The organism is Pseudomonas sp. KH_046_1 (assembly GCF_057839025.1).
The window spans coordinates 23,177-43,840 of sequence record NZ_CM174481.1 but is presented as its reverse complement, the minus strand read 5'-3'; the positions used below and the strand labels follow the sequence as shown (position 1 = coordinate 43,840).

Here is a 20,664-nt window from a genome sequence, read left to right as displayed (position 1 = left end):
TGCAGGCTTTCAAGGCCTTGGTGGCGGGGCCAGTCTCTGCCCTTGCTCAACCGCCCAGCTCACCACCTGCGTGGTCAACTGATCGTTCGCCCGACCGAACCCGACCACCACCGCCGGGACCTGCACATCGCTGAGTGACTGGCGCACTTCAAAGCGGCGGCTGGCGAGGATGCGCTGGTCGTAACTGCGCACCAGCAATGCGTCCAGACGCACCACCACGTTGGCATTCGTGCCCTGGTATTCAGTCTGGAACGCCTGCAGGCTGCCGCCCAATTCAAGATCGGTCTGGAAAATGCTGTCATCGGTGCTCAACAGCGGCACCCGTCCGTCATGCTGGAAACCTTCCAGCAGCCGATTGCGCACCAGCACCGGCGCCGGGTCGCTCCAGCGTGAGCCCTTGTAGTGGCTGATCACATCGCCCTGGGGAATCACGGCAATGTTCGGACTGTTCAACGCTTCGCTGGACTGGAATTTGCTCAGGCGCAGCGACCAGCGCTGCGGCGTGCCATGGCTGGCCGATGCGCTCTGGGCCGAAGGCAATCGATAGACCTCGAAGGGCTCTGGCTTGGGCAGGATCGAGCACGAACCGATCAGCGTAAAGCCAGCGAGAAGGGCAATCCGAATCAGCTTCATGGCGTGAATTCCTTGGTCTTTTCACTACCCAGCAGGTAACCGCTGGGGTTGGCTTCCAGACGTGTGGTAATGGTGCGCAACGAACTCAGGGTTTCGCGCATCTCACGCACGGCCGGGCCCAGGCCATTGAGACCTTGCATGCCGCTGTTGAGCGAATCCTGATTGGCGGTGATCAATTTGTTGAGGGTGGTGCTGCTCTCCTGCAGCGACTTCATCGCCTGCTCGGCGCTGCCCAGCGCCTCCTTGCCATGATCATTGAGCAGCCCGTTGGCATTGCGCATCAGCGCCGTGGTCTGCTCCAGCATGGTGTTGGCCTGCTTGCCCACCGAGGCCAGCTGATGCATGGCCTGGCGGATATCGCCGCGCTGCTCGGCAATGGCCCCGGTGGTTTGCTCCAGATGCTCCAGGGTGTTGCTGATGCGCTCGATGTTTTCCGTGGAGAACATCAGGTTGACGTTATGCATCAGCGTGGTCACCCCGGCCATCAGGTTTTCGCTGTCATTGAGCAGGCGGGCGATGGGCGAGGGCGAGGCGACGATGGTCGGCAGGTTGCCGTCCTTGCCCTTGAGCGTCGGGCTCTGTGGCGTGCCGCCGCTGAGCTGGATGATCGAGGTCCCGGTGACGCCGGTCAGGGCCAGTTTGGCCTGGGTGTCTTCCTTGACCGGGGTATCGCCGGCCAGGCGAATTCGCGCCAGCACCCGACGCGGGTCTTTCGGGTCCAGCCGCAGCAAGATCACGTCGCCGACCTTGATCCCGCTGTACTGCACCGAACTGCCCTTGGACAAGCCGCTGACCGCCTCGTTGAACACAACTTCATAGTCCTTGAACTCGGTGTCGACACTGGACTTGGCCAGCCACAGGCCGAACAGCAGCGCGGCCGTCACCACAATCACGGTGAACAGGCCGATCAATACATGATGGGCTCGGGTTTCCATGTCAGACCTCGTTGAGCTGTTGGGCGGCCGTCAATGCCGCGCGGCCGCGAGGGCCATGGAAGTATTCGTGAATCCACGGGTCGTCGGTTTCCGAGACCTTGTCGATGGCGTCCGCCACCAGCACTTTTTTCTGCGCCAGCACCGCCACCCGGTCAGTGATGGTGTAGAGCGTGTCGAGGTCGTGGGTCACCAGAAAGACACTCAGGCCCAGGGCATCGCGCAGAGTCAGGATCAATTGGTCGAACGCGGCGGCGCCGATCGGGTCGAGACCGGCGGTGGGCTCGTCGAGAAACAGGATGTCCGGGTCCAGCGCCAACGCCCGGGCCAGCGCGGCACGCTTGATCATGCCGCCGGACAGCGACGAGGGGTATTTCTCCGCCGCCGACAGCGGCAACCCGGCCAGGGCCATTTTCACCGCCGCCAGGTGCTCGGCGTCGTTGCGGCTCAAGCCGGCGTGTTCGATCAGCGGCAGGGCGACGTTCTCGGTCACGGTCAGCGAAGAGAACAGCGCGCCCTTCTGGAACAGCACGCCGAATCGCCGCTCCACCAGCGAACGCTCGTGTTCGGACAAGGTCGGCAGGTTTTTCCCGAAGACTTTCACCACGCCTTCACTGGGCTGGCGCAACCCGACAATGCTGCGCAACAGCACCGACTTGCCGCTGCCGGAGCCGCCGACCACGGCGAGGATCTCACCTTTGTACAAGTCCAGGTCGAGGTTCTCGTGCACACTCTGGCGGCCAAAGCGGTTGCACAGCCCACGGACTTCAATCACCGCCTCGGAGGGCGCTCGGGGTACACGACTCACCAACCCATCTCCATGAAAAACATCGCGGCGATCGCATCCATCACGATCACCACGAAAATCGACTGCACCACACTCGACGTGGTGTGCGCGCCCACAGACTCAGCGCTGCCACTGACCTTGAAGCCTTCCAGGCAACCGATGGCGGCGATGAGGAAGGCGAACACCGGCGCTTTGACGATCCCCACCAGGAAGTGCTGAACGCCGATGTCCGTTTGCAGCAGCGACAGGAACATCGCCGGCGAGATATCCAGCGCCACCGCGCAGACCACGGCACCGCCGATAATCCCCGACAGCATCGCCAGGAAGGTCAGCATCGGCAGGGCGATCAGCAACGCCAGGACCCGCGGCACCACCAGCAACTCCACGGGATCGAGGCCCAGGGTGCGTATGGCGTCGATTTCCTCGTTGGCCTTCATCGAACCGATTTGCGCCGTGAACGCACTGGCGGTGCGCCCGGCCATCAGGATCGCGGTCAGCAACACACCGAATTCGCGCAGGAAGGCAAACCCCACCAGGTCCACGGTGAAGACGGTGGCGCCGAAAGTGGCCAGCACCGTCGACCCCAGGAACGCCACGACGGCGCCCACCAGAAAAGTCAGCAATGCAACGATGGGGGCGGCGTCGAGACCGGTCTGTTCGATGTGGGCGATCATCGGCGTGACGCGCCAGCGCTTGGGACGGAACAGGCCACGGGCGATGGTTTCGATGATCAGGCCGACGAAACCCAGCAGTTGCAGGGTGTCCTGCCAGACGGCGTCCACCGCGCGGCCAATGCGGGTCAGCAACTGAATGGAAACGCTGACTTCCGGTTCCTTGATCGGTACGCAGAAATCGGTCAACGAGCAGTAGACGGTTTGCAGCAACGCGCGGTCGGCAGCGGAGAGTGTGCAATCAGGATGTTCGGCGGAGCGGCCGAGGCGCTCGGAGCCGAGCAGCTCGACCAACAGCGAGGCGCCGGCGGTGTCGAGGGCACCGAGACCATTGAGGTCGATGGGGGTGTTGGCGTCGTACTGGCCGTGGAGTTTTTCGCTCAACAGCTTGAGGTCAGCGTAATGGGCAAGCGTCCAGTCGCCCGTCACCCGCAACCGCGCAGGGGTAATCGACGTGTCCAATCGGGCATTGCCGGCCATTGTGCTGCTGATCATAAGCTCCGTGCTTGTTCAGTGATTACGCAGCTCTACGTAATAGCACGAACCGGACTACTTTTCTTTGATCGCTGTGCTGTCCGTGACTTTGAAGCGCAGCACGCCGATGACCTGGCCATCTTCGGTCAGCACCCGAACCTGCCATTTGCCGGCCGGGTTGCCCGGGAAGTTCTGCTTGTGGGTCCAGGCCCGGTAACCTTCCTTGCGCCCACCACGAATATCCAGGGGGATGCGGTCGACCTCTTTACCGTTGAATTTCCAGACGTGATAAATCCGCTCGTCCAGGCCACGCGGGGCGTTGATCGCGGTGTACGCATAGAGCCCGCCACTGCGAATCTGCTCGGCGCTGACTTCGTCGAGGCTGATGCCAGGCGTGCGGTCCTGCATCTGCGTGCTGATGGCCACGTCAGTCATCCACAGCGTCGCCGGCGGCACCCACGAGCGCAGCGCCCAACCAACGGCGCCGATGCCCAGGGTGATACTCAAGATCGCCAGTGCATTGCGCAGGGTACGAATCGGGAAGATCGATGCCAGGCTCGGGAACGACAGCAGCACCGAGATACCCAGTGCCCATTTGAAACTTTGCGCGGTGGTCAGGTGCATGATCACCGGCAAGGCGGTGAGCAGCGCGGCGAACAGGGTCAGGGTGTGCAGGGCCAGAAACGCCCAGCGCCGTGGAGCCAGCCACTTGTAGTAGAGCGGGTCGATGATCGATATCAGCGCCGCGACGCCCAGCAGCCCGGTGAAAAACAACTGGCCGCTGTTCCACGTCGTGGTGATGAAGAAGAACGGCAGGACAAAGAACAGGCTTTCCTGATGGATCATCTGCGTCGCGTAACGCAGCAAGGGTTCCGGTATTTCGCGCTTGAAAATGCGCGTGAACAGCTTGGTCAGGCTGTTTTCCAGCATCAGCCAGATCCAGCTGATCAGCATGATGGTGGTGATCCAGCTCGCCAGGCCTTGCTGGCGATCGACCAGAATGAAACTGCCCACCCCGGAGATGAAACCACAGAGCGCAATGACCCCAGGGTAGCGCTTCATCAATTCGAGGATGCGCTGTAGGAAAAGGGGCAGATTTTGCATTCGGCGGTTTCACAGTCGTCGTAGGAAAAAACCTCGACAGGGTACCGCTGGTGCGGCCCTGTGGCGAGGGTTCACGGTCAGTTACACCACGCAACCTGTGGGAGCGAGCCTGCTCGCGATGAGGCCGGCACATCCAACATTTTTGTCGACTTACAATCCGCTATCGCGAGCAAGCTCGCTCCCACAGGGAACCGGCAAGGCCTCTCAGTCCGCTGTCACATGGAATGGTTACTTCCTGCGATGCAAACGCCAGCCCACCAGCATCAACACGATCAAGCCCACCCCACCGACCACCAGCCACATCACTTGGTCATAACTGAACAACGGCTTCTCGATCCGCAAATACCCTGGTTGCAGGAGCAATTCACGCACGGCCTTGTTCGCTTCTTCCAGCGTCACCCCTTGCAACTCCCGGGCCGGGTTGGCGAAGTGGCCATCTTCGTAGTTGCCGATGGCGCTCCAGTAGTAGTCGGCCAACGCGCTGTTGCCTTGTACGGCCCAGGCCTGGCGGGCGATCGCGGCCTGCTTGAGGCGGTTGAAGGTGCCGGCATTGAGGCCGTCCTTGAGCAGGCCGGCCTTCAAGTCATCGAGCACGTGCTCGGCATCGAGCACGTCGTCGCGTTCCAGGTCGGCATTGAGGCTCATGAAACCCACGCCGCCAAACACCTCGCGTTCCGCCCACGGGCCGTAGGACAAACCGTGAGCCAGGCGTAACTGGCGATAGAGCGCCCAATCCAGATAGTCCTTGAGCAAATCGAAGGTTTCGTCGTGCTGGTCCTCCAGTACCGGCTCCGGCACCAGCCAGTGCAACTTGGCGCCGTTGCCGACCAGACCGTGGGTCAAGGTGCGCTCATGGGCGGCGCTGGTCTGGATTTGCGGCAGCGGCGGATGCTCGCCAGGCGTAATCGCTTCCAGCGCGCCATACGCCCGCTCCAGATAAGCCGGCAGCAACTTGTCGAGATCGCCGACCACGATCAGGGTCATGTTGTTCGGCGCGTACCAGTCCTTGCGCACCTGCTCCAGTTGTTCACGGGTCAGGTCATCGACTTGCGCACGCTCCGGGCATTTGAGGCCCAGCTCCACGGCCAGTTGTTTGCTGGCCGTGTGGCCCAGGTCCTGACGATCGAGCCAGCGCTGCAGGTGCGAATAGTGGCCGCCGTCTTCTCGCTCGACCACTTGCTTGGCGGCGTTTATGGCGTTGTCATCGAAGCGGGTCTGGGTCAGCAGCGCCAGCAACAGGTCGAGCACCTTGCGCTGGTTTTTCGCCGGGGCTTCGATGACGAAGGTCGTATCGGCATTACTGGTGAACGCGTTCCACTCACCGCCCAGGGCCTGCATGCTTTCTTCCAGACCGCCTTCGCCGCTGGCATCGATTCCGCTGAACAACAGGTGTTCCAGCAGATGCGGCAGCTCCTTTTCTTCGCACTTGAAATCGTCCAGGCCAACGCCGACCACCAGCCGGATCGCCACATGCCCGCGGTCAGTGCCGGGCTTGAGCAGCAACTGCAAACCGTTGCGCAGGGTATAGCCCTCGACCTGGAAGCGATCCAGGGCGAATGACGGGAATGAACCAAGCAACAGGCAGGCGAACAACAGACAACGCATAACAAGCTTCCGTACGGCTAGCTAAGTTCAACAGACTTCAGGTAACCGTGGACGTTCAGGGTGAATGTGTGATGTCGCTCAAATCGTCGACCACCAGCGCACCGGTGTCCGATGTTTCCAGCACCACGTAGGCACTGCTGCAAAACAGCGAATTGAGACGCTTCATGTCGGCGATCAGCTCCAGGTGCAACGAACTGGTTTCGATACTTTGCACGATTTTACGTTGCAAGCGGCTGACATGAGCATGGGCCAGACGCCGTTCCTGTGCGCGGAAACGACGTTTTTCACGCACCAGCTGGCGGGCACTTTCCGGGTCTCCGCTGAGAAACACAGACATCCCGAGCCGCAGGCTGGAAATCAACTGCGCATGCAGCCCGGTCAATTCGTCCAGCCCGACTTCGGAAAACGACCGGCGCTGCGAGGTTTTCTGCTGCTGAATCTTGCGCAGCATGCGTTCGATCAAGTCGCTGGCGAGTTTCAGGTTGATCGCCAGTTCGATGATTTCCGCCCAGCGCCGGCTGTCCTGATCGCTGAGATCTTCCCGGGGCATTTGCGCCAGATACAACTTGATCGCACTGTAGAGCGCTTCCACATCGTCGGTCAGGCGGCGGATTTCCTGGGTGACGGCGGTCTGTTTGCCGCGCAACACGTCGAGCATGGCTTCGAGCATGTTGTCGATCAGGTCGCCCATGCGCAGGGTTTCCCGGGCCGCGTTGGCCAGCGCCAAACCGGGCGTGACCAATGCCGTGGGGTCAAGATGCCGGGGCTTGGCCGTGCCGTTGGCCTGCTGGCGCTCCGGCAGCACCCAGGCACAAAACCTCGCCATCGGTTCGAGGCTGGGCAGCAGGATCAGGCAGCGCACGGTGTTGTAGAGCAGATGAAAACCAATGACCATTTCCTGAGGGCTGAAATCCAGGCCATCGAGCCAGTGCACCAGCGGATCGAGCACCGGAATGATCAATAAAAGACCAATCAGTTTGTACAGCAGGCTGCCAAGCGCCACTTGGCGCCCGGCGGCGTTCTGCATACTGGTGCTGAGGAAGGCGAGTACGCCGCTGCCGATATTGGCGCCGATCACCAGCCCGATGGCCACCGGCAGACTGATCACGTTGGCACCCGCCAGGGTCGCGGTCAGCAGCACAGCGGCCAGGCTGGAATAGGAAATCATCGCGAACAGCGCGCCGACCAGGGCGTCGAGCAGGATGTCGCCGGTGAGCGAGGCGAAAATCACCTTCACCCCTTTGGCCTGGGTAATCGGATGCGCCGCTTCAACAATCAGTTGCAGCGCCAGAATGATCAGCCCCAAGCCAATGGCGACACGACCCATCTGCCCGAGTCGGGTCTGCTTGCGCGACAGAAAGAAAATCACCCCGACAAAAATCAGCAACGGCGACAGCCACGACAGATCGAACGTCAGCACCCGCGCCATCAGCGCCGTACCGACGTCCGCGCCAAGCATGGTGGCCAGCGCCGGGGTCAGCGTCATCAGGCCCTGGCCGACAAAGGAGGTGACGAGCATGGCGGTGGCGTTGCTGCTCTGGACCATCGCTGTCACGGCGATCCCGGAGGCGAAAGCCAGCCAGCGTTTGGACATGTTGTGGCCAATGACATGGCGCAGATTGGTGCCGTAGACCCGCAGGATGCCGGTTCGGACGATGTGCGTGCCCCAGATCAGCAGGGCCACGGCAGAAAGTAAATTGAGCAGGGTGAGCATAAAGACCCCCTGTGGTGTAGCGCCCCAAAGGAGCAAGTTGACGGTACCGCGCGACGTTCTACGTTCTGTACTTAAGCTGTAGTTGGCTAACGGTCTGTGCGCCAGCATCGCATAGCCAAAGAAGGGATTGAAACAAAACTGTCATGAAACATTGGCCTTCCAGCCACACAAAACAATGTGGGAGCGAGCCTGCTCGCGATGAGGCCATCAGATTCAACTTTGATGTTGATTGACAGACCGCCATCGCGAGCAGGCTCGCTCCCACAGGTTTTGCGTATTTAGCGCTTTCGGGTTACTGGCCCGGAATGTCCTTGCGCAGCTTTACCGGATCCTGCTGCTTCCTCTTTTTCGCAATGGCGGTGCGCATCTTGATGTTGATCGCTTCCACAGCCAGCGAGAACGCCATGGCGAAGTAGACGTAGCCTTTTGGCACGTGCACGTCCAGGGATTCGGCAATCAGTACGGTACCGACCAACAGCAGGAACGACAACGCCAGCATCTTCAGCGATGGGTGCTTGTCGATGAACTCACTGATGGTGCCCGATGCCCACATCATCACCAGCACGGCCACGATGATTGCCGCGACCATGACCGGTACGTGGGACACCATGCCGACCGCAGTGATTACCGAGTCCAGGGAGAACACGATGTCAATGATCGCGATCTGGATGATGGTGTAGAGGAAGTTGCCGCCCTTGCCCGAAGGCTCGTCGTGGCTTTCGTCTTCACCTTCCAGTGCGTGGTACATCTCTTGCGAGCTTTTCCACAACAGGAACAGACCACCGAAGAACAGGATCAGGTCTCGCCCGGAAATACCCTGGCCGAATACTACGAACAGGTCCGTCGTCAGGCGCATGACCCAGGTGATCGACAGCAGAAGCAGGATTCGCGTGATCATGGCCAGCGCCAGACCGAAAATCCGGGTGCGCGCCTGCATGTGTTTGGGCATGCGGCTGACCAGGATCGAAATCATGATGATGTTATCGATGCCCAGGACGATTTCCAGGGCGGTCAGGGTGAAGAAGGCAACCCAGATTTCAGGGTTGGTCAGCCATTCCATGTGTATTCCTTTGAGCGATTGTTAAACCACAACGGGTCCGGGCTTCAAACAGCGAAGCCTGGACCCGAAGTGGTGAGTCTTGGGCTTATAGAGTGCTGAACACCGGGAAAGTCCCCAACAGCAGCGCAGCAATCAGTATGCAGATACAAACCAGCACTGCCCACTTGAGAGTGAAGCGCTGGTGGTCACCGAAGTCGATACCGGCCAGGGCCACCAACAGGTAGGTCGATGGAACCAGCGGGCTCAACAGGTGGACGGGCTGACCGACGATCGAGGCACGTGCCATTTCCACTGCGGTTATACCGTAATGGCTGGCGGCTTCGGCAAGTACCGGTAACACGCCGTAATAAAATGCATCGTTCGACATGAAGAAAGTGAACGGCATGCTTACCAGTGCCGTGATCACCGCCAGATACGGGCCGAGGAAATCCGGAATCACCGCCAACAGGCTTTTCGACATGGCGTCGACCATCCCGGTGCCGGTCAGGATACCGGTGAAGATACCGGCCGCAAAGATCAACCCGACCACCGCCAGCACGCTACCGGCGTGAGCCGCGACACGATCCTTCTGCTGTTGCAGGCAAGGATAGTTGACGATCATGGCGATACTGAATGCCACCATGAACAGCACCGGCAATGGCAGCAGGCCGGCGATCAGGGTGCACATCAGGGCCAGGGTCAGGGCGCCATTGAACCAGATCAGCTTCGGACGACGGGCATCCGGGAACTGCGAAACGCTGATTTCACTGTGGTCGATTTCATCACCCACCAGGTGCAGTTCACCCAGGCGTGCACGTTCACGCTTGCCGTAGAAGTAGGCAATGACCAGGATCGCCACCACGCCGGCCAGCATCGCGGGAATCATCGGTACGAAGATGTCGGACGGATCCACATGCAGCGCACTGGCCGCACGAGCGGTCGGGCCGCCCCACGGGGTCATGTTCATCACGCCACCGGCGAGGATAATCAGGCCGGCCATGATCCGCGGGCTCATGCCGATACGGCTGTAGAGCGGCAGCATGGCGGCCACGCAGATCATGTAAGTGGTCGCGCCGTCACCATCGAGGGAGACAACGAGCGCCAGAACGGCGGTGCCGACCGAAACTTTCAGCGGGTCGCCCTTGACCAGTTTGAGGATCTTGCGCACGGCCGGGTCGAACAGGCCGGAGTCGATCATCAGGGCGAAGTACAAGATAGCGAACATCAGCATCACGCCGGTTGGCGCAAGTTTGGTGATACCTTCGAGCATCATCGGGCCGATCTTCGGCGAAAAACCACCGAACAGGGCGAAGATGATTGGAATGAGGATCAGGGCGATCAGCGCGGACAGGCGCTTGGTCATGATCAGGAACATGAACGTGATGACCATGGCGAAGCCAAGGAAAGTCAGCATGGGAATACTCCAGGCGTAGCGCGGCTAGGGAATGGGCGGATCGGGCGGGATCAGCGCAGAACGGGAAGCACGAGACGTACGGGCGGAGTGACAGCGAAGCGGCGGGTAGAAGAGGACATCAGAATCACCATTGTTGTTGTTAAATGGGCTGTGCGAGCGATAAAACGCTGGCATTGGCCAACCGGTCTATTGCCGGCAGTGGGGGCGATCCTAATCGGGGAAGCTTTCAGCCAGCTTTCGCCAATGAAAGCAAGGACCGGATGTGCAACCGATCGTCGGATAGGGGCAGGGATGGTAAACCGGGTTGGGGCCTTCGCGAGCAGGCTCGCTCCCACAGTGGATCTTCGGTTACCACAGACGCTGGCATGGCGCGGACCTGATGTGGGAGCGAGCCTGCTCGCGAAGGCGTCAGTCAAAGCGCATCAGGAGGAAACAGCATGGGCGAACTTCACACCGGCGGCTGCCACTGCGGGCAACTGCGCTATCAATTCAGCGGGCCGCTGCACGATATTGCCCACTGCCATTGCTCGATTTGCCGGCGGGTCAGCGGCGGCATCGTGACCACCTGGATCACCGTGCCGGCATCGGCCTTTCAATGGCTGGCCGGGACGCCGTCGCGGTACGATTCTTCATCGACCTGCGCGCGATATTTCTGCGGCCACTGTGGGGCGCAACTGGTGCTGGTGACGCAGCTGAGCCCGGAAAGCATCGACCTGACCATCGCCACCCTCGACTATCCCGAGCAAGCACCAGCCGAGCGGCACATCTGGATCGACAGCCGCTTGCCATGGCTGCACCTGGACGAACATTTGCCGGGCGAGGCCGAAGAAATACTCTGATCAAAAAACAGTCAGGTCCAGCGGACGAATAGCGCCCATCCAGATCGCGTGCTCGGTGTGGTCAAGCAAATCGTCTCCGGTGTCCGGGTGCAGAAACACCACCAGACCCTTGCGGTTCAGCGCCAGCCACGGCAGCACGTCGCCCAGCACCTGCGGCTCGAACGCCAACTGGCAGCTCCAGTCCGGGTGCGGACCGACCGGGCGCTCATGCACGCGGCCCATTTTCAGTGGAAACAACTGCGCCGCCTGTTCACACAAGGCCCGCGCCTGCCCGATCGTGCTGGCATCGAAATAAACGTGGGCGTGGTAACCCGTGATCTGCTGCATCTGAACCCCTCTGAAAACTGTTCGAACCCTCGCCGGTTCCTGCGGGTCAAACATCATATAGGCGCTGGAAAACGGGAAGCCCAGCCATGAAAAATGCCGAAACCCCCGTCGTGAAAGTGGTGCTTTATGGTGCCATGAGCAGCCTGGGCAGTGCGCTGATGGCTGAAATGCTGCGGCGCCAGCATGAAGTGATCGCGATTCTCGATGACCTCAATGCGCTGACACCCCGTCCGGGGCTGCGTACCAAGACTGGCGACCTGTTCGACGCGCAACGGGTCAAGCAGAGTGTGGCTGGCAGTTCCGTGGTCATCTGCTTACTGGACGCTCCAGGCTTACCGTTCAACAGCGAACACGTGGAAAAAACCATCGTACCGGGCCCGGTCGAACAGGTGCTGGCAGTGGATGCGCTGATCGATGGCATGCAGGCAGCAAACATCGCCCGATTGTTTCTGGTGGGTGATTTCGACGTGCTGGACGATCCGGAAGCCGAGGACAGCTTGCAACGTCACGCTGCCGAGGAAATCCGCGAGGCACTGCAAAGCAGTCCTTTGAAGTGGACGCTGGTTAATGAACCGCGCGGGGTACCGGGGCTGACCATCGAACATTTTGCCCAGATCGGTGGCAATCTCGAGCCGGGGTTGGCCGAACCGCTCGTACGACTGGCCCGCACCGCCGTGGGCATTGCCGATGAATTGCACTTGAACCTGCACATCCGAGAGCACGTCAACTTCATCGCCACCGACAGCTAAACCGCAATGGACGGCAGCGTCAGACCATTAAGCGATTGCGCACTGCTGGCCTGTTCGGCCATCAACCAATCCACAAACTGCTGGATCAATGCTCCGCGTCGTTTGCGCTGGGGCAGCACCACGTAGTAACCCAGCCTCGACATCACCGTTTCGCCGATCGGTCGACACAACAACCCTTGCGCCAGCAAGTTATCCACAAGGTGCCGCCAGCCAATGGCCACGCCCTGACCGCCAATCGCGGCCTGAATCAGCAGGGTGTAGTTGTCGAAACGCAACTGCCCGGGCGCCGGGGGCGAAGTGATGCCCAGCTCGCGGAACACACCACTCCAGTCGAACCAGTTACTGCTGTGTTCCCCACGCAGGTGCAGCAACGGAAACTCCAGCAATGCCTGGGCTGGCAAGGGCAGGGGACGCTCGCTCAACAACTGCGGGCTGCACACTGGAAACACTTCCTCGCTGAACAGCCAATGGCTCTCACCCTGCTTGAAGCGGCCGTCGCCGAACAGTACCGCCACATCGATATCGGTACGTAGCATGTTATGGCTGCGTTCACTGGTGACCAGGCTGACATCCACCTGCGGATTGGCCGCGTGAAAGCGGTGCAGACGCGGCATCAACCAATAGGCGGCGAAGGCAAAGTCCGTGGCCACCTGCAGCACTTCATGCTGTTGCTGTGCGCTGATTGCGCTCAATCCTGCGTCGATATTCTGCAATCCGAGCTGAACCTGCTCGAAAAGAATCTGCCCAGCCTCAGTCAGTTCGATTCCACGATAAATGCGGTCGAACAGGCGTGTCGCCAGTTGTTCTTCCAGGCGCTTGATCTGCTGGCTGATGGCCGGTTGCGTGGTGCCCAGCTCAACCGCCGCCGCGGTAAAGCTGCGCTGACGGGCCGCCGCTTCGAAGGCGCGAAGCAGATCCAGTGACAGGTCACCAAGGGCGTCATACATAAGCTGTGCTTATCCTAGTCATTGCCCCGCATGGGCTTTACCGCAAGGTGCTGGGGTTTCATTCTCGAAGCCAGCACTCTCGCATAAACATCCACTATGGAATGCCGCGATCACATGAAGCGCAAGAACATTCTTTTCATCATGGCCGATCAAATGGCCGCGCCAATGTTGCCGTTCTACGGCCCATCGCCCATCAAACTGCCTCATCTCAGCCGCCTCGCCGCACAAGGCGTGGTGTTCGACTCCGCTTATTGCAACAGCCCATTGTGCGCGCCATCGCGCTTCACCCTGGTCAGCGGCCAGTTGCCGAGCAAGATCGGCGCCTACGACAACGCCGCCGATTTCCCCGCCGACGTACCGACCTACGCCCACTACCTGCGCCGCCTCGGCTACCGCACCGCCCTGTCGGGCAAGATGCATTTCTGCGGGCCAGACCAGCTACATGGCTACGAAGAACGCCTGACCAGTGACATTTACCCGGCCGACTACGGCTGGGCGGTGAACTGGGATGAACCGGACGTGCGCCCGACCTGGTATCACAACATGTCGTCGGTGCTGCAAGCCGGCCCGTGCGTGCGCACCAATCAGCTGGATTTCGACGAAGAGGTGGTGTTCAAGGCCCAGCAGTACCTGTTCGACCATATTCGTGAGGATGGCAACCAGCCGTTCTGCCTGACCGTTTCCATGACTCACCCACACGATCCGTACACGATTCCCAAGGCTTTCTGGGATTTGTACGACGACGCCGACATTCCATTGCCCACAACCCCGGATCAGCTTTCCGTCGATCCACACTCCCAGCGTTTGCTCAAGGTTTACGACCTGTGGGACAAGCCGCTGCCTGTGGATAAGATCCGCGATGCCCGCCGTGCCTATTTCGGCGCGTGCAGCTATATCGACAGCAACGTCGGCAAACTCCTGCAAACCCTCGAGGATACCGGGTTGATCGATGACACCATCATCGTGTTTTCCGGTGATCACGGCGACATGCTCGGCGAGCGTGGCCTCTGGTACAAAATGCACTGGTACGAAATGGCCGCACGGGTGCCGCTGCTGATCAGCGCACCGGGGCAGTTCGGCGCCGGTCGGGTCAGCGCCAGTGTTTCCACGGCCGACCTGTTACCAACGTTTGTTGAATTGGCCGGCGGTTCACTGGAACCGGGCTTGCCACTGGACGGCCGCTCGCTGGTCCCGCACCTGCAAGGGCAGGGTGGCCACGATGAAGTGTTCGGCGAATACATGGCCGAAGGCACCATCAGCCCGTTGATGATGATCCGCCGCGGTGCCTACAAATTCATCTACAGCGAAGACGACCCTTGCCTACTCTTCGACGTACACAACGACCCTAGCGAACTGGAAGAACTCAGCCATTCTCCGCAACATCGCCAGCTTTTCGACGACTTTCTCGCCGAAGCGCGGACCAAATGGAACATCCCGGCGATTCACCAGCAGGTGCTCGCCAGCCAGCGGCGCCGACGTTTCGTGGCCGAGGCGCTGACCCTCGGCAAGCTGAAGAGTTGGGATCACCAGCCGCTGGTGGACGCCAGTCAGCAGTACATGCGCAACCACATCGACCTCGACGATCTGGAACGTAAAGCACGTTATCCACAACCCTGCCAAAACCAATAATGTTAAGGGGAAGTCCATGCAAAGGTTATCCACAGTACTGACGGTCGGGCTCCTGGCTCTGGGCAGCGCTTCGGCGTTTGCCGATCAGAGTTGCGAGACCGTGAAAATGGCCGACCCGGGCTGGAGCGACATCGCCGCGACCAATGCCATCACCGGGTTTCTGCTGGACGGCATGGGCTACAAGGCCAAGGTCGACACTCTTGCGGTACCGATCACCTTTGGCGGGCTCAAGGATGGCCAGGTCGATGTGTTCCTGGGTAACTGGATGCCGGCGCAGCAGGGCTTCTATGACAAGTTCGTCGCCAACGGCGATGTCACGCAATTGGCAAAGAACCTCGACGGCACCGAATTCACCCTCGCCGTTCCGGACTACGTGTGGGACGCGGGTGTGCATAACTTTGCCGACCTGAACAAATACGCCGACAAGTTCGACCGCAAGATCTACGGCATCGGCTCCGGTGCTCCAGCGAACATCTCGCTGCAAGAGATCATCAAGAAAAACGATTTCGACATGGGCCAGTGGAAACTGGTCGAATCCAGCGAGCAGGCAATGCTGGCGGAAGTGTCCCGAGCGGTGAAAAAACAGAAATTCGTGACCTTCCTCGGCTGGACCCCGCACCCGATGAACGTGCAACTGAAGATGCATTACCTCAAGGGCGGCGAGAAATACTTCGGCGACACCGGCAGTGTGCATACCCTCACTCGCAAAGGTTATGCACAGGCCTGCCCGAACGTTGGCAAGCTGCTGACCAACCTGAGCTTCACCCAGGACATGGAGAACAGCATCATGGCCGAGGTGGTGAGCAAGAAAGTCAGCAATGCCGACGCGGCCAAGGCGTGGATCAAGGCCAACCCGGCGGTGCTGGATAAATGGCTCGATGGGGTGAAGACCGTGGATGGCAAGGATGCTTTGCCGGCGGTCAAAGCGAAACTCTGATGATGACCTGTGGCGAGGGAGCTTGCTCCCGCTGGAGTGCGCAGCACTCCCAATTCGGCAATCTCGGTCTGTCAGTCTCACCAGGTTGCTCGAATTGCGGCTGCTGTGCAGCCGAACGGGGGCAAGCCCCCTCGCCACAATGATTGCCTGGGCCTGATACTCTTCCGTAAAACCCCACCCGAGAGGCCCCATGGCCCTGCCAAGCCGCCATTCACTCTTCCCCTTCCTCACCTGGCTACCCCGGCAAACCCGCGCCAGTGTAGGTCGCGACCTGATCGTTGGTCTCAGCGGCGCGATTCTGGCGTTGCCGCAATCCATTGCCTACGCACTGATTGCCGGCCTACCTCCGGAATACGGCCTGTACGCGGCAATCATCCCGGTGCTGATCGCTTGTCTCTGGGGTTCGTCGTGGCATTTGATCTGCGGTCCTACGGCAGCCATCTCCATTGTCCTGTACGCCAGCGTCAGTCCTCTGGCCGTTCCAGCGTCGCAGGACTACGTCATGTTGATCCTGTTGCTGACGTTTCTTGCCGGCATCTTTCAATGGCTGCTGGGTTTGCTGCGCTTTGGCGCACTGGTGAATTTCGTCTCGCACTCCGTGGTACTCGGCTTCACCCTGGGTGCCGCCGTGGTGATTGCCATCGGTCAATTGCCTAACCTGCTTGGGCTGGACTTGCCCAGCCAGGCCACCGCGCTGGACAGTTTCATTACGTTGTTGCGCCATCTCGGCGAAATGGACAAACCTTCGCTGGCGCTGGGGCTGGCGACGGTGGTGGTGGGCGTGATCCTCAAGCTGTGGTTGCCACGCTGGCCGACGCTCTTGATCACCCTGATTCTCGGCGGTTTGCTGGTTTGGCTCTGGCCATCAATGTTCGGCCATGTGCAACTGGTCAGCGCCTTCACCGGCAAGCTCCCGCCTTTCAGTCCGTTGCCGCTGGACCTCGATCTGATTCTGCGCCTGCTGCCCAGCGCGGTGGCGGTCGGAATGCTCGGGCTGGTCACCAGCCTGTCGATTGCCCGCTCGATTTCTGCACGTTCGCAGCAATTACTCGACGCGAATCAGGAAGTTCGTGCCCAAGGCCTGTCGAATATCGTCGGCGCGTTTTTTTCCGGATCGCTGTCCGCCGGCTCTTTCACTCGCTCAGGCCTGAGCTATGAAGCGGGGGCCTGTTCGCCACTCGCCGGGATTTTTTCGGCATTGTGGGTGGCGCTGTTTGCGATCTTCGGCGCGAGCCTGATCGCGCACATCCCGATTCCGGCCATGGCCGGGAGCATTCTGTTGATCGCCTGGGGACTGGTGGACCATCGCGGCATTCGCGCGTTGTTGCGGGTCAGCCGCGCTGAATTCGTGGTCATGGCGCTGACCTGCGTCGCCACGCTGCTGCTGGAGTTGCAAACGGCTATCTATGCCGGCGTGTTGGCCTCGCTTTTTTTCTACCTCAAGCGCACATCGCAACCACGGGTGCAGCATGTGCGAGATGGCGAGGAAGACATTCTGCGGGTGGGCGGCTCGATCTTTTTCGGCGCCAGCCATTACCTGCAAGTGCGCCTGCAACGCATGCACGGCGCGCGCGTGGTGATCGAAGCGCAGCAGATCAACTTCATCGACTATTCAGGGGTGGAAATGCTGCATCAGGAAGCGCGGCGCCTGCTTCGCCAGGACCGCAGCCTCACCTTGCGCCGGGCCCGGCCGCAGGTGGTGGAAGAGCTGAGGAAGCTGGAAGGGGCGCAGAAGTGCCCGATCCGGTTTGAAGACTGATCCGGCATCGGTGTTGATGTCATTCGCGAGCAAGCCCGCTCCCACATTGGTTTTGTGCACGACACAGATCCAGTGTGGGAGCGGGCTTGCTCCGGGCGGCGATCCGACGAAGCTGTTAAAGAGCCAACTGCCGACGCAATTCAGCCAATACCGGCACCGTATCCGGCCGTACACCGCGCCACAGGAAAAACGCTTCCGCCGCCTGCTCCGCCAACATCCCCAAGCCATCCATCGCCACCGCCGCGCCGTGCTCATTGGCCCAGCGGCAGAACGAAGTCGGTTCCTTGCCATACATCATGTCGTAGCACACCGTTTTGCCCGGTTCGATCAGGCTGGGCGCAATCGGCGGCACATCGCCCGTCAGGCTTGCCGACGTCGCGTTGATAATCAGATCCACAGACTCCTGCAACCAGTCGTAGCCGCTGGCCGAGACCGGCCCCAGATCGCAGAACAGTTCCGCCAGCAACTCGGCCTTTTCCACCGTGCGGTTGGCGATGATCACCGATGCCGGTTGCTCGGCCAGCATCGGCTCCAAAGCACCGCGCACCGCGCCGCCGGCACCGAGCAGCAGGATGCGTTTGCCCTTGAGGCTGAATCCGGCATTGACCGTCAGGTCGCGCACCAAGCCGGCGCCGTCGGTGTTGTCGCCCAGCAGACTGCCGTCGGCCAGTTTGCTCAGGGTGTTCACCGCTCCCGCCCGTTGCGCCCGCGCCGTCAGGCTGTTCGCCAGCCGATAGGCTTCTTCCTTGAATGGCACCGTTACATTGGCGCCGCGTCCCTCGAGGAAAAACGTCCGGGCACAGGTGGAAAAGTCGTCGAGTGGCGCCAGCAGCGTGTTGTAGTCCAGCTTTTGCGCGGTCTGTTCGGCGAACAGGCGATGGATCAACGGCGACTTGCTGTGGCCAATCGGATTACCGAATACGACATAACGGTCCATCAGTATTCCTCGTTCAGGCTTCGGCCAACCAATCGCGGTCTTGCAGGAAGTACTCGGTCAGGCGCGCTTCTTCGCTGCCAGGCGTAGCCTTCCAGTCGTAACCCCAGCGCACTTGCGGTGGCAGCGACATCAGGATCGACTCCGTACGCCCACCCGATTGCAGGCCGAACAGCGTGCCGCGGTCGTAGACCAGATTGAATTCAACGTAGCGGCCACGGCGGAATTCCTGGAACTCACGCTGCTGGGCGGTGAACGCATCGTTTTTGCGGCGCTGCACGATCGGCAGATAGGCGTCGATGTACGCGTCGCCGATGGCGCGCATGAAGGCGAAGCTGGTGTCGAAGTCCCACTCGTTCAGGTCGTCAAAAAACAACCCGCCGATGCCACGCGGCTCGTGACGATGCTTGATGTGGAAGTAGCTATCGCACCAGGCCTTGTAACGCGGGTAAACATCCGGGCCGAATGGCGCACAGGCCTGCTCGGCGACGCGGTGCCAGTGGATGCAGTCTTCTTCGTTGCCGTAATACGGGGTCAGGTCGAAGCCGCCACCAAACCACCAGACAGGTTCTTCACCTTCTTTTTCAGCGATGAAAAAGCGCACGTTGGCGTGGGAAGTCGGCACATGGGGGTTGTGCGGGTGAATCACCAGCGACACGCCCAAGGCTTCAAAGCCACGGCCCGCCAGTTCCGGTCGATGAGCGCTGGCGGAGGGCGGGAGACCGCTGCCAAAGACGTGGGAAAAGTTGACGCCACCCTTTTCAATCACCGCGCCGTTTTCAATCACGCGGGTGCGACCGCCACCGCCGGCCGGCCTGGTCCAGGCGTCTTCGACGAATTGCGTGCCACCGTCTTCGACTTCCAGGGCGGCGCAAATACGGTCTTGCAGGTCGAGCAGGTAGGCTTTTACGGCCTCGGTGCGGGTCGTCATGTCATCACCTTGAATCGGGCAAAACAACGCGGCGCTCCATTGGAGCTCAGCCTGCGCAAATGGGCCCGTAGCATAACATCGCAAGTTACCCCTTCGCAGTTGACGAAGATCAAGCTTAGGAGTCCGATAGGGCGCTTGGTAAAACGACCTATGGAGAGTTCTGATGGCAAAGCGTATCCAGTTCCGCGCCCATGGCGGCCCCGAAGTACTCGAATATGTGGATTACCAACCCGCCGAGCCAGGTCCGAAGGAAGTGCGCGTGACCAACAAGGCCATCGGCCTGAACTTCATCGACACCTATTACCGCAGCGGTCTGTACCCGCCGCCATCCCTGCCGTCGGGTGTCGGTTCAGAGGGTGCGGGCGTGGTCGAGGCGGTGGGCAGCGACGTGACCCGCTTCAAGATCGGCGATCGCGTGGCCTATGGCAGCGGCCCTCTGGGCGCCTACAGCGAAGTTCACGTCTTGCCCGAGGCCAATCTGGTGAAACTGCCGGACGCCATCAGCTTCGAACAGGCCGCCGGCGTGATGCTCAAGGGCCTGACCGTGCAGTACCTGCTGCGTCAGACTTATGAACTCAAGGGTGGCGAAACCATCCTGTTCCATGCGGCGGCGGGCGGGGTCGGCTCCCTGGCCTGCCAATGGGCCAGGGCCTTGGGCGTGAAGTTGATCGGCACCGTCAGCTCGGCGGAGAAAGCCGCGCTGGCCAAGGCCAACGGTGCCTGGGCGACCATCGACTACAGCCACGAAAACGTCGCTCAGCGCGTGCTGGAATTGACCGACGGCAGAAAAGTCCCGGTGGTGTACGACGGCGTTGGCAAGGACACCTGGCTGACTTCACTCGACAGCGTCGCGCCGCGTGGGCTGGTGGTGAGTTTCGGCAATGCGTCCGGCGCGGTCGACGGTGTGAACCTGGGGATCCTGGCAGGGAAAGGCTCGCTGTACGTGACCCGGCCAACCCTGGGCACTTATGCGAACAACGCCGAGAACCTGCAACGCATGGCCGACGAGCTGTTCGAGATGATCATCGGCGGCAAGCTGACCGTGGACATCAGCCAGCGTTATCCACTGGCTGACGCGGCGAAGGCGCAGACCGAGTTGTCGGCTCGGCGCACCACAGGTTCGGTTGTTTTGTTGCCCTGACTGACGCCATCGCGAGCAGGCTCGCTCCCACAGGGGATTTGTGTTCGACACAGAACCAATGTGGGAGCGAGCCTGCTCGCGATGGGCGCACCTGGGTA

The 20,664-nt window shown here is 60.7% G+C and carries 19 protein-coding genes; 6 read left to right on the top strand and 13 right to left on the bottom strand.

Translation table 11 applies throughout. The features are described from left to right. Nucleotides 1-9: 9 nt before the first annotated feature. The 9 genes from AC3IT9_RS00195 to AC3IT9_RS00155 form a co-directional block, all read right to left on the bottom strand. Nucleotides 10-633 carry an ABC-type transport auxiliary lipoprotein family protein gene (locus tag AC3IT9_RS00195; protein WP_489271609.1) on the bottom strand — a complete coding sequence of 208 codons (624 nt, stop codon included), beginning with the start codon at nucleotides 631-633 and terminating at the stop codon, nucleotides 10-12. Continuing rightward, nucleotides 630-1,568 carry an MlaD family protein gene (locus AC3IT9_RS00190; RefSeq protein ID WP_489271607.1) on the bottom strand — a complete coding sequence of 313 codons (939 nt, stop codon included), beginning with the start codon at nucleotides 1,566-1,568 and terminating at the stop codon, nucleotides 630-632. The genes AC3IT9_RS00195 and AC3IT9_RS00190 overlap by 4 nt, the downstream gene beginning before the upstream one ends. 1 nt (nucleotide 1,569) lies before the next feature. Continuing rightward, a complete protein-coding gene (locus AC3IT9_RS00185) occupies nucleotides 1,570-2,373 on the bottom strand; it encodes an ABC transporter ATP-binding protein (protein WP_489271605.1) in 804 nt (267 codons plus the stop codon). Continuing rightward, complete coding sequence (locus AC3IT9_RS00180) at nucleotides 2,370-3,518, bottom strand: ABC transporter permease (protein WP_150728147.1); 1,149 nt, start codon at nucleotides 3,516-3,518, stop codon at nucleotides 2,370-2,372. The genes AC3IT9_RS00185 and AC3IT9_RS00180 overlap by 4 nt, the downstream gene beginning before the upstream one ends. A gap of 54 nt (nucleotides 3,519-3,572) precedes the next feature. Further along, complete coding sequence (locus AC3IT9_RS00175) at nucleotides 3,573-4,601, bottom strand: DUF5924 family protein (RefSeq protein WP_489271604.1); 1,029 nt, start codon at nucleotides 4,599-4,601, stop codon at nucleotides 3,573-3,575. A gap of 228 nt (nucleotides 4,602-4,829) precedes the next feature. Next, nucleotides 4,830-6,206, bottom strand: a complete 1,377-nt coding sequence (locus tag AC3IT9_RS00170) for a M16 family metallopeptidase (protein ID WP_489271603.1) — start codon at nucleotides 6,204-6,206, stop codon at nucleotides 4,830-4,832. A 55-nt stretch (nucleotides 6,207-6,261) separates the two neighbouring features. Then, a complete protein-coding gene (locus tag AC3IT9_RS00165; RefSeq protein WP_150728144.1) occupies nucleotides 6,262-7,920 on the bottom strand; it encodes a Na/Pi cotransporter family protein in 1,659 nt (552 codons plus the stop codon). A 292-nt stretch (nucleotides 7,921-8,212) separates the two neighbouring features. Continuing rightward, nucleotides 8,213-8,980 (bottom strand): TerC family protein, encoded by a 768-nt coding sequence (locus AC3IT9_RS00160; RefSeq protein ID WP_423502980.1) that lies wholly within the window; start codon nucleotides 8,978-8,980, stop codon nucleotides 8,213-8,215. A gap of 85 nt (nucleotides 8,981-9,065) precedes the next feature. Continuing rightward, the gene (locus AC3IT9_RS00155; RefSeq protein ID WP_489271601.1) at nucleotides 9,066-10,373 is read right to left on the bottom strand and encodes a CitMHS family transporter; all 1,308 of its coding nucleotides are present in this window, start codon (nucleotides 10,371-10,373) and stop codon (nucleotides 9,066-9,068) included. Nucleotides 10,374-10,810: 437 nt separating this feature from the next. Here AC3IT9_RS00155 and AC3IT9_RS00150 point away from each other — a divergent pair, with 437 nt between their 5' ends. Next, the gene (locus AC3IT9_RS00150; protein ID WP_489271599.1) at nucleotides 10,811-11,212 is read left to right on the top strand and encodes a GFA family protein; all 402 of its coding nucleotides are present in this window, start codon (nucleotides 10,811-10,813) and stop codon (nucleotides 11,210-11,212) included. On the opposite strand, the gene AC3IT9_RS00145 is transcribed toward AC3IT9_RS00150, so the two are convergent. Continuing rightward, nucleotides 11,213-11,539: a DOPA 4,5-dioxygenase family protein gene (locus AC3IT9_RS00145; protein WP_150753754.1), complete on the bottom strand. Its 327-nt coding sequence runs from the start codon at nucleotides 11,537-11,539 to the stop codon at nucleotides 11,213-11,215. It lies immediately after the preceding gene. An 86-nt stretch (nucleotides 11,540-11,625) separates the two neighbouring features. On the opposite strand from AC3IT9_RS00145, the gene AC3IT9_RS00140 reads away from it, so the two are divergent. Then, entirely contained in the window at nucleotides 11,626-12,288 is a 663-nt protein-coding gene (locus AC3IT9_RS00140; RefSeq protein WP_489271597.1) for an NAD(P)-dependent oxidoreductase, read from the top strand. On the opposite strand, the gene AC3IT9_RS00135 is transcribed toward AC3IT9_RS00140, so the two are convergent. After that, the gene (locus AC3IT9_RS00135; protein WP_150728139.1) at nucleotides 12,285-13,235 is read right to left on the bottom strand and encodes a choline sulfate utilization transcriptional regulator; all 951 of its coding nucleotides are present in this window, start codon (nucleotides 13,233-13,235) and stop codon (nucleotides 12,285-12,287) included. The genes AC3IT9_RS00140 and AC3IT9_RS00135 overlap by 4 nt on opposite strands. Before the next feature lie 114 nt (nucleotides 13,236-13,349). Here AC3IT9_RS00135 and betC point away from each other — a divergent pair, with 114 nt between their 5' ends. The 3 genes from betC (at nucleotide 13,350) to AC3IT9_RS00120 (ending at nucleotide 17,560) form a co-directional block, all read left to right on the top strand. Further along, nucleotides 13,350-14,864, top strand: coding sequence for a choline-sulfatase (gene betC, locus AC3IT9_RS00130; protein WP_489271596.1), 1,515 nt, complete (start codon nucleotides 13,350-13,352; stop codon nucleotides 14,862-14,864). A 16-nt stretch (nucleotides 14,865-14,880) separates the two neighbouring features. After that, nucleotides 14,881-15,801 (top strand): choline ABC transporter substrate-binding protein, encoded by a 921-nt coding sequence (gene choX, locus AC3IT9_RS00125; RefSeq protein ID WP_150728137.1) that lies wholly within the window; start codon nucleotides 14,881-14,883, stop codon nucleotides 15,799-15,801. A 190-nt stretch (nucleotides 15,802-15,991) separates the two neighbouring features. Next, the gene (locus AC3IT9_RS00120; RefSeq protein WP_150728136.1) at nucleotides 15,992-17,560 is read left to right on the top strand and encodes a SulP family inorganic anion transporter; all 1,569 of its coding nucleotides are present in this window, start codon (nucleotides 15,992-15,994) and stop codon (nucleotides 17,558-17,560) included. A gap of 115 nt (nucleotides 17,561-17,675) precedes the next feature. On the opposite strand, the gene aroE is transcribed toward AC3IT9_RS00120, so the two are convergent. Both aroE and hemF read right to left on the bottom strand, forming a co-directional pair. Then, complete coding sequence (gene aroE, locus AC3IT9_RS00115) at nucleotides 17,676-18,497, bottom strand: shikimate dehydrogenase (protein ID WP_489271594.1); 822 nt, start codon at nucleotides 18,495-18,497, stop codon at nucleotides 17,676-17,678. 13 nt (nucleotides 18,498-18,510) lie between these two features. After that, nucleotides 18,511-19,425, bottom strand: coding sequence for an oxygen-dependent coproporphyrinogen oxidase (gene hemF, locus AC3IT9_RS00110; RefSeq protein ID WP_423502982.1), 915 nt, complete (start codon nucleotides 19,423-19,425; stop codon nucleotides 18,511-18,513). A gap of 163 nt (nucleotides 19,426-19,588) precedes the next feature. On the opposite strand from hemF, the gene AC3IT9_RS00105 reads away from it, so the two are divergent. Beyond that, nucleotides 19,589-20,566 carry an NADPH:quinone reductase gene (locus tag AC3IT9_RS00105; RefSeq protein WP_150757413.1) on the top strand — a complete coding sequence of 326 codons (978 nt, stop codon included), beginning with the start codon at nucleotides 19,589-19,591 and terminating at the stop codon, nucleotides 20,564-20,566. The last annotated feature ends 98 nt before the right edge of the window (nucleotides 20,567-20,664 follow it).

Excerpts from the sequence above, each read along its gene's own strand:
- AC3IT9_RS00195 (WP_489271609.1), bottom strand. The coding sequence starts at position 633 with ATGAAGCTGATTCGGATTGCCCTTCTCGCTGGCTTTACGCTGATCGGT.
- AC3IT9_RS00190 (WP_489271607.1), bottom strand. The coding sequence starts at position 1,568 with ATGGAAACCCGAGCCCATCATGTATTGATCGGCCTGTTCACCGTGATT.
- AC3IT9_RS00180 (WP_150728147.1), bottom strand. The coding sequence starts at position 3,518 with ATGATCAGCAGCACAATGGCCGGCAATGCCCGATTGGACACGTCGATT.
- AC3IT9_RS00175 (WP_489271604.1), bottom strand. The coding sequence starts at position 4,601 with ATGCAAAATCTGCCCCTTTTCCTACAGCGCATCCTCGAATTGATGAAG.
- AC3IT9_RS00170 (WP_489271603.1), bottom strand. The coding sequence starts at position 6,206 with ATGCGTTGTCTGTTGTTCGCCTGCCTGTTGCTTGGTTCATTCCCGTCA.
- AC3IT9_RS00165 (WP_150728144.1), bottom strand. The coding sequence starts at position 7,920 with ATGCTCACCCTGCTCAATTTACTTTCTGCCGTGGCCCTGCTGATCTGG.
- AC3IT9_RS00160 (WP_423502980.1), bottom strand. The coding sequence starts at position 8,980 with ATGGAATGGCTGACCAACCCTGAAATCTGGGTTGCCTTCTTCACCCTG.
- AC3IT9_RS00155 (WP_489271601.1), bottom strand. The coding sequence starts at position 10,373 with ATGCTGACTTTCCTTGGCTTCGCCATGGTCATCACGTTCATGTTCCTG.
- AC3IT9_RS00150 (WP_489271599.1), top strand. The coding sequence starts at position 10,811 with ATGGGCGAACTTCACACCGGCGGCTGCCACTGCGGGCAACTGCGCTAT.
- AC3IT9_RS00145 (WP_150753754.1), bottom strand. The coding sequence starts at position 11,539 with ATGCAGCAGATCACGGGTTACCACGCCCACGTTTATTTCGATGCCAGC.
- AC3IT9_RS00140 (WP_489271597.1), top strand. The coding sequence starts at position 11,626 with ATGAAAAATGCCGAAACCCCCGTCGTGAAAGTGGTGCTTTATGGTGCC.
- AC3IT9_RS00135 (WP_150728139.1), bottom strand. The coding sequence starts at position 13,235 with ATGTATGACGCCCTTGGTGACCTGTCACTGGATCTGCTTCGCGCCTTC.
- betC (WP_489271596.1), top strand. The coding sequence starts at position 13,350 with ATGAAGCGCAAGAACATTCTTTTCATCATGGCCGATCAAATGGCCGCG.
- choX (WP_150728137.1), top strand. The coding sequence starts at position 14,881 with ATGCAAAGGTTATCCACAGTACTGACGGTCGGGCTCCTGGCTCTGGGC.
- AC3IT9_RS00120 (WP_150728136.1), top strand. The coding sequence starts at position 15,992 with ATGGCCCTGCCAAGCCGCCATTCACTCTTCCCCTTCCTCACCTGGCTA.
- aroE (WP_489271594.1), bottom strand. The coding sequence starts at position 18,497 with ATGGACCGTTATGTCGTATTCGGTAATCCGATTGGCCACAGCAAGTCG.
- hemF (WP_423502982.1), bottom strand. The coding sequence starts at position 19,425 with ATGACGACCCGCACCGAGGCCGTAAAAGCCTACCTGCTCGACCTGCAA.
- AC3IT9_RS00105 (WP_150757413.1), top strand. The coding sequence starts at position 19,589 with ATGGCAAAGCGTATCCAGTTCCGCGCCCATGGCGGCCCCGAAGTACTC.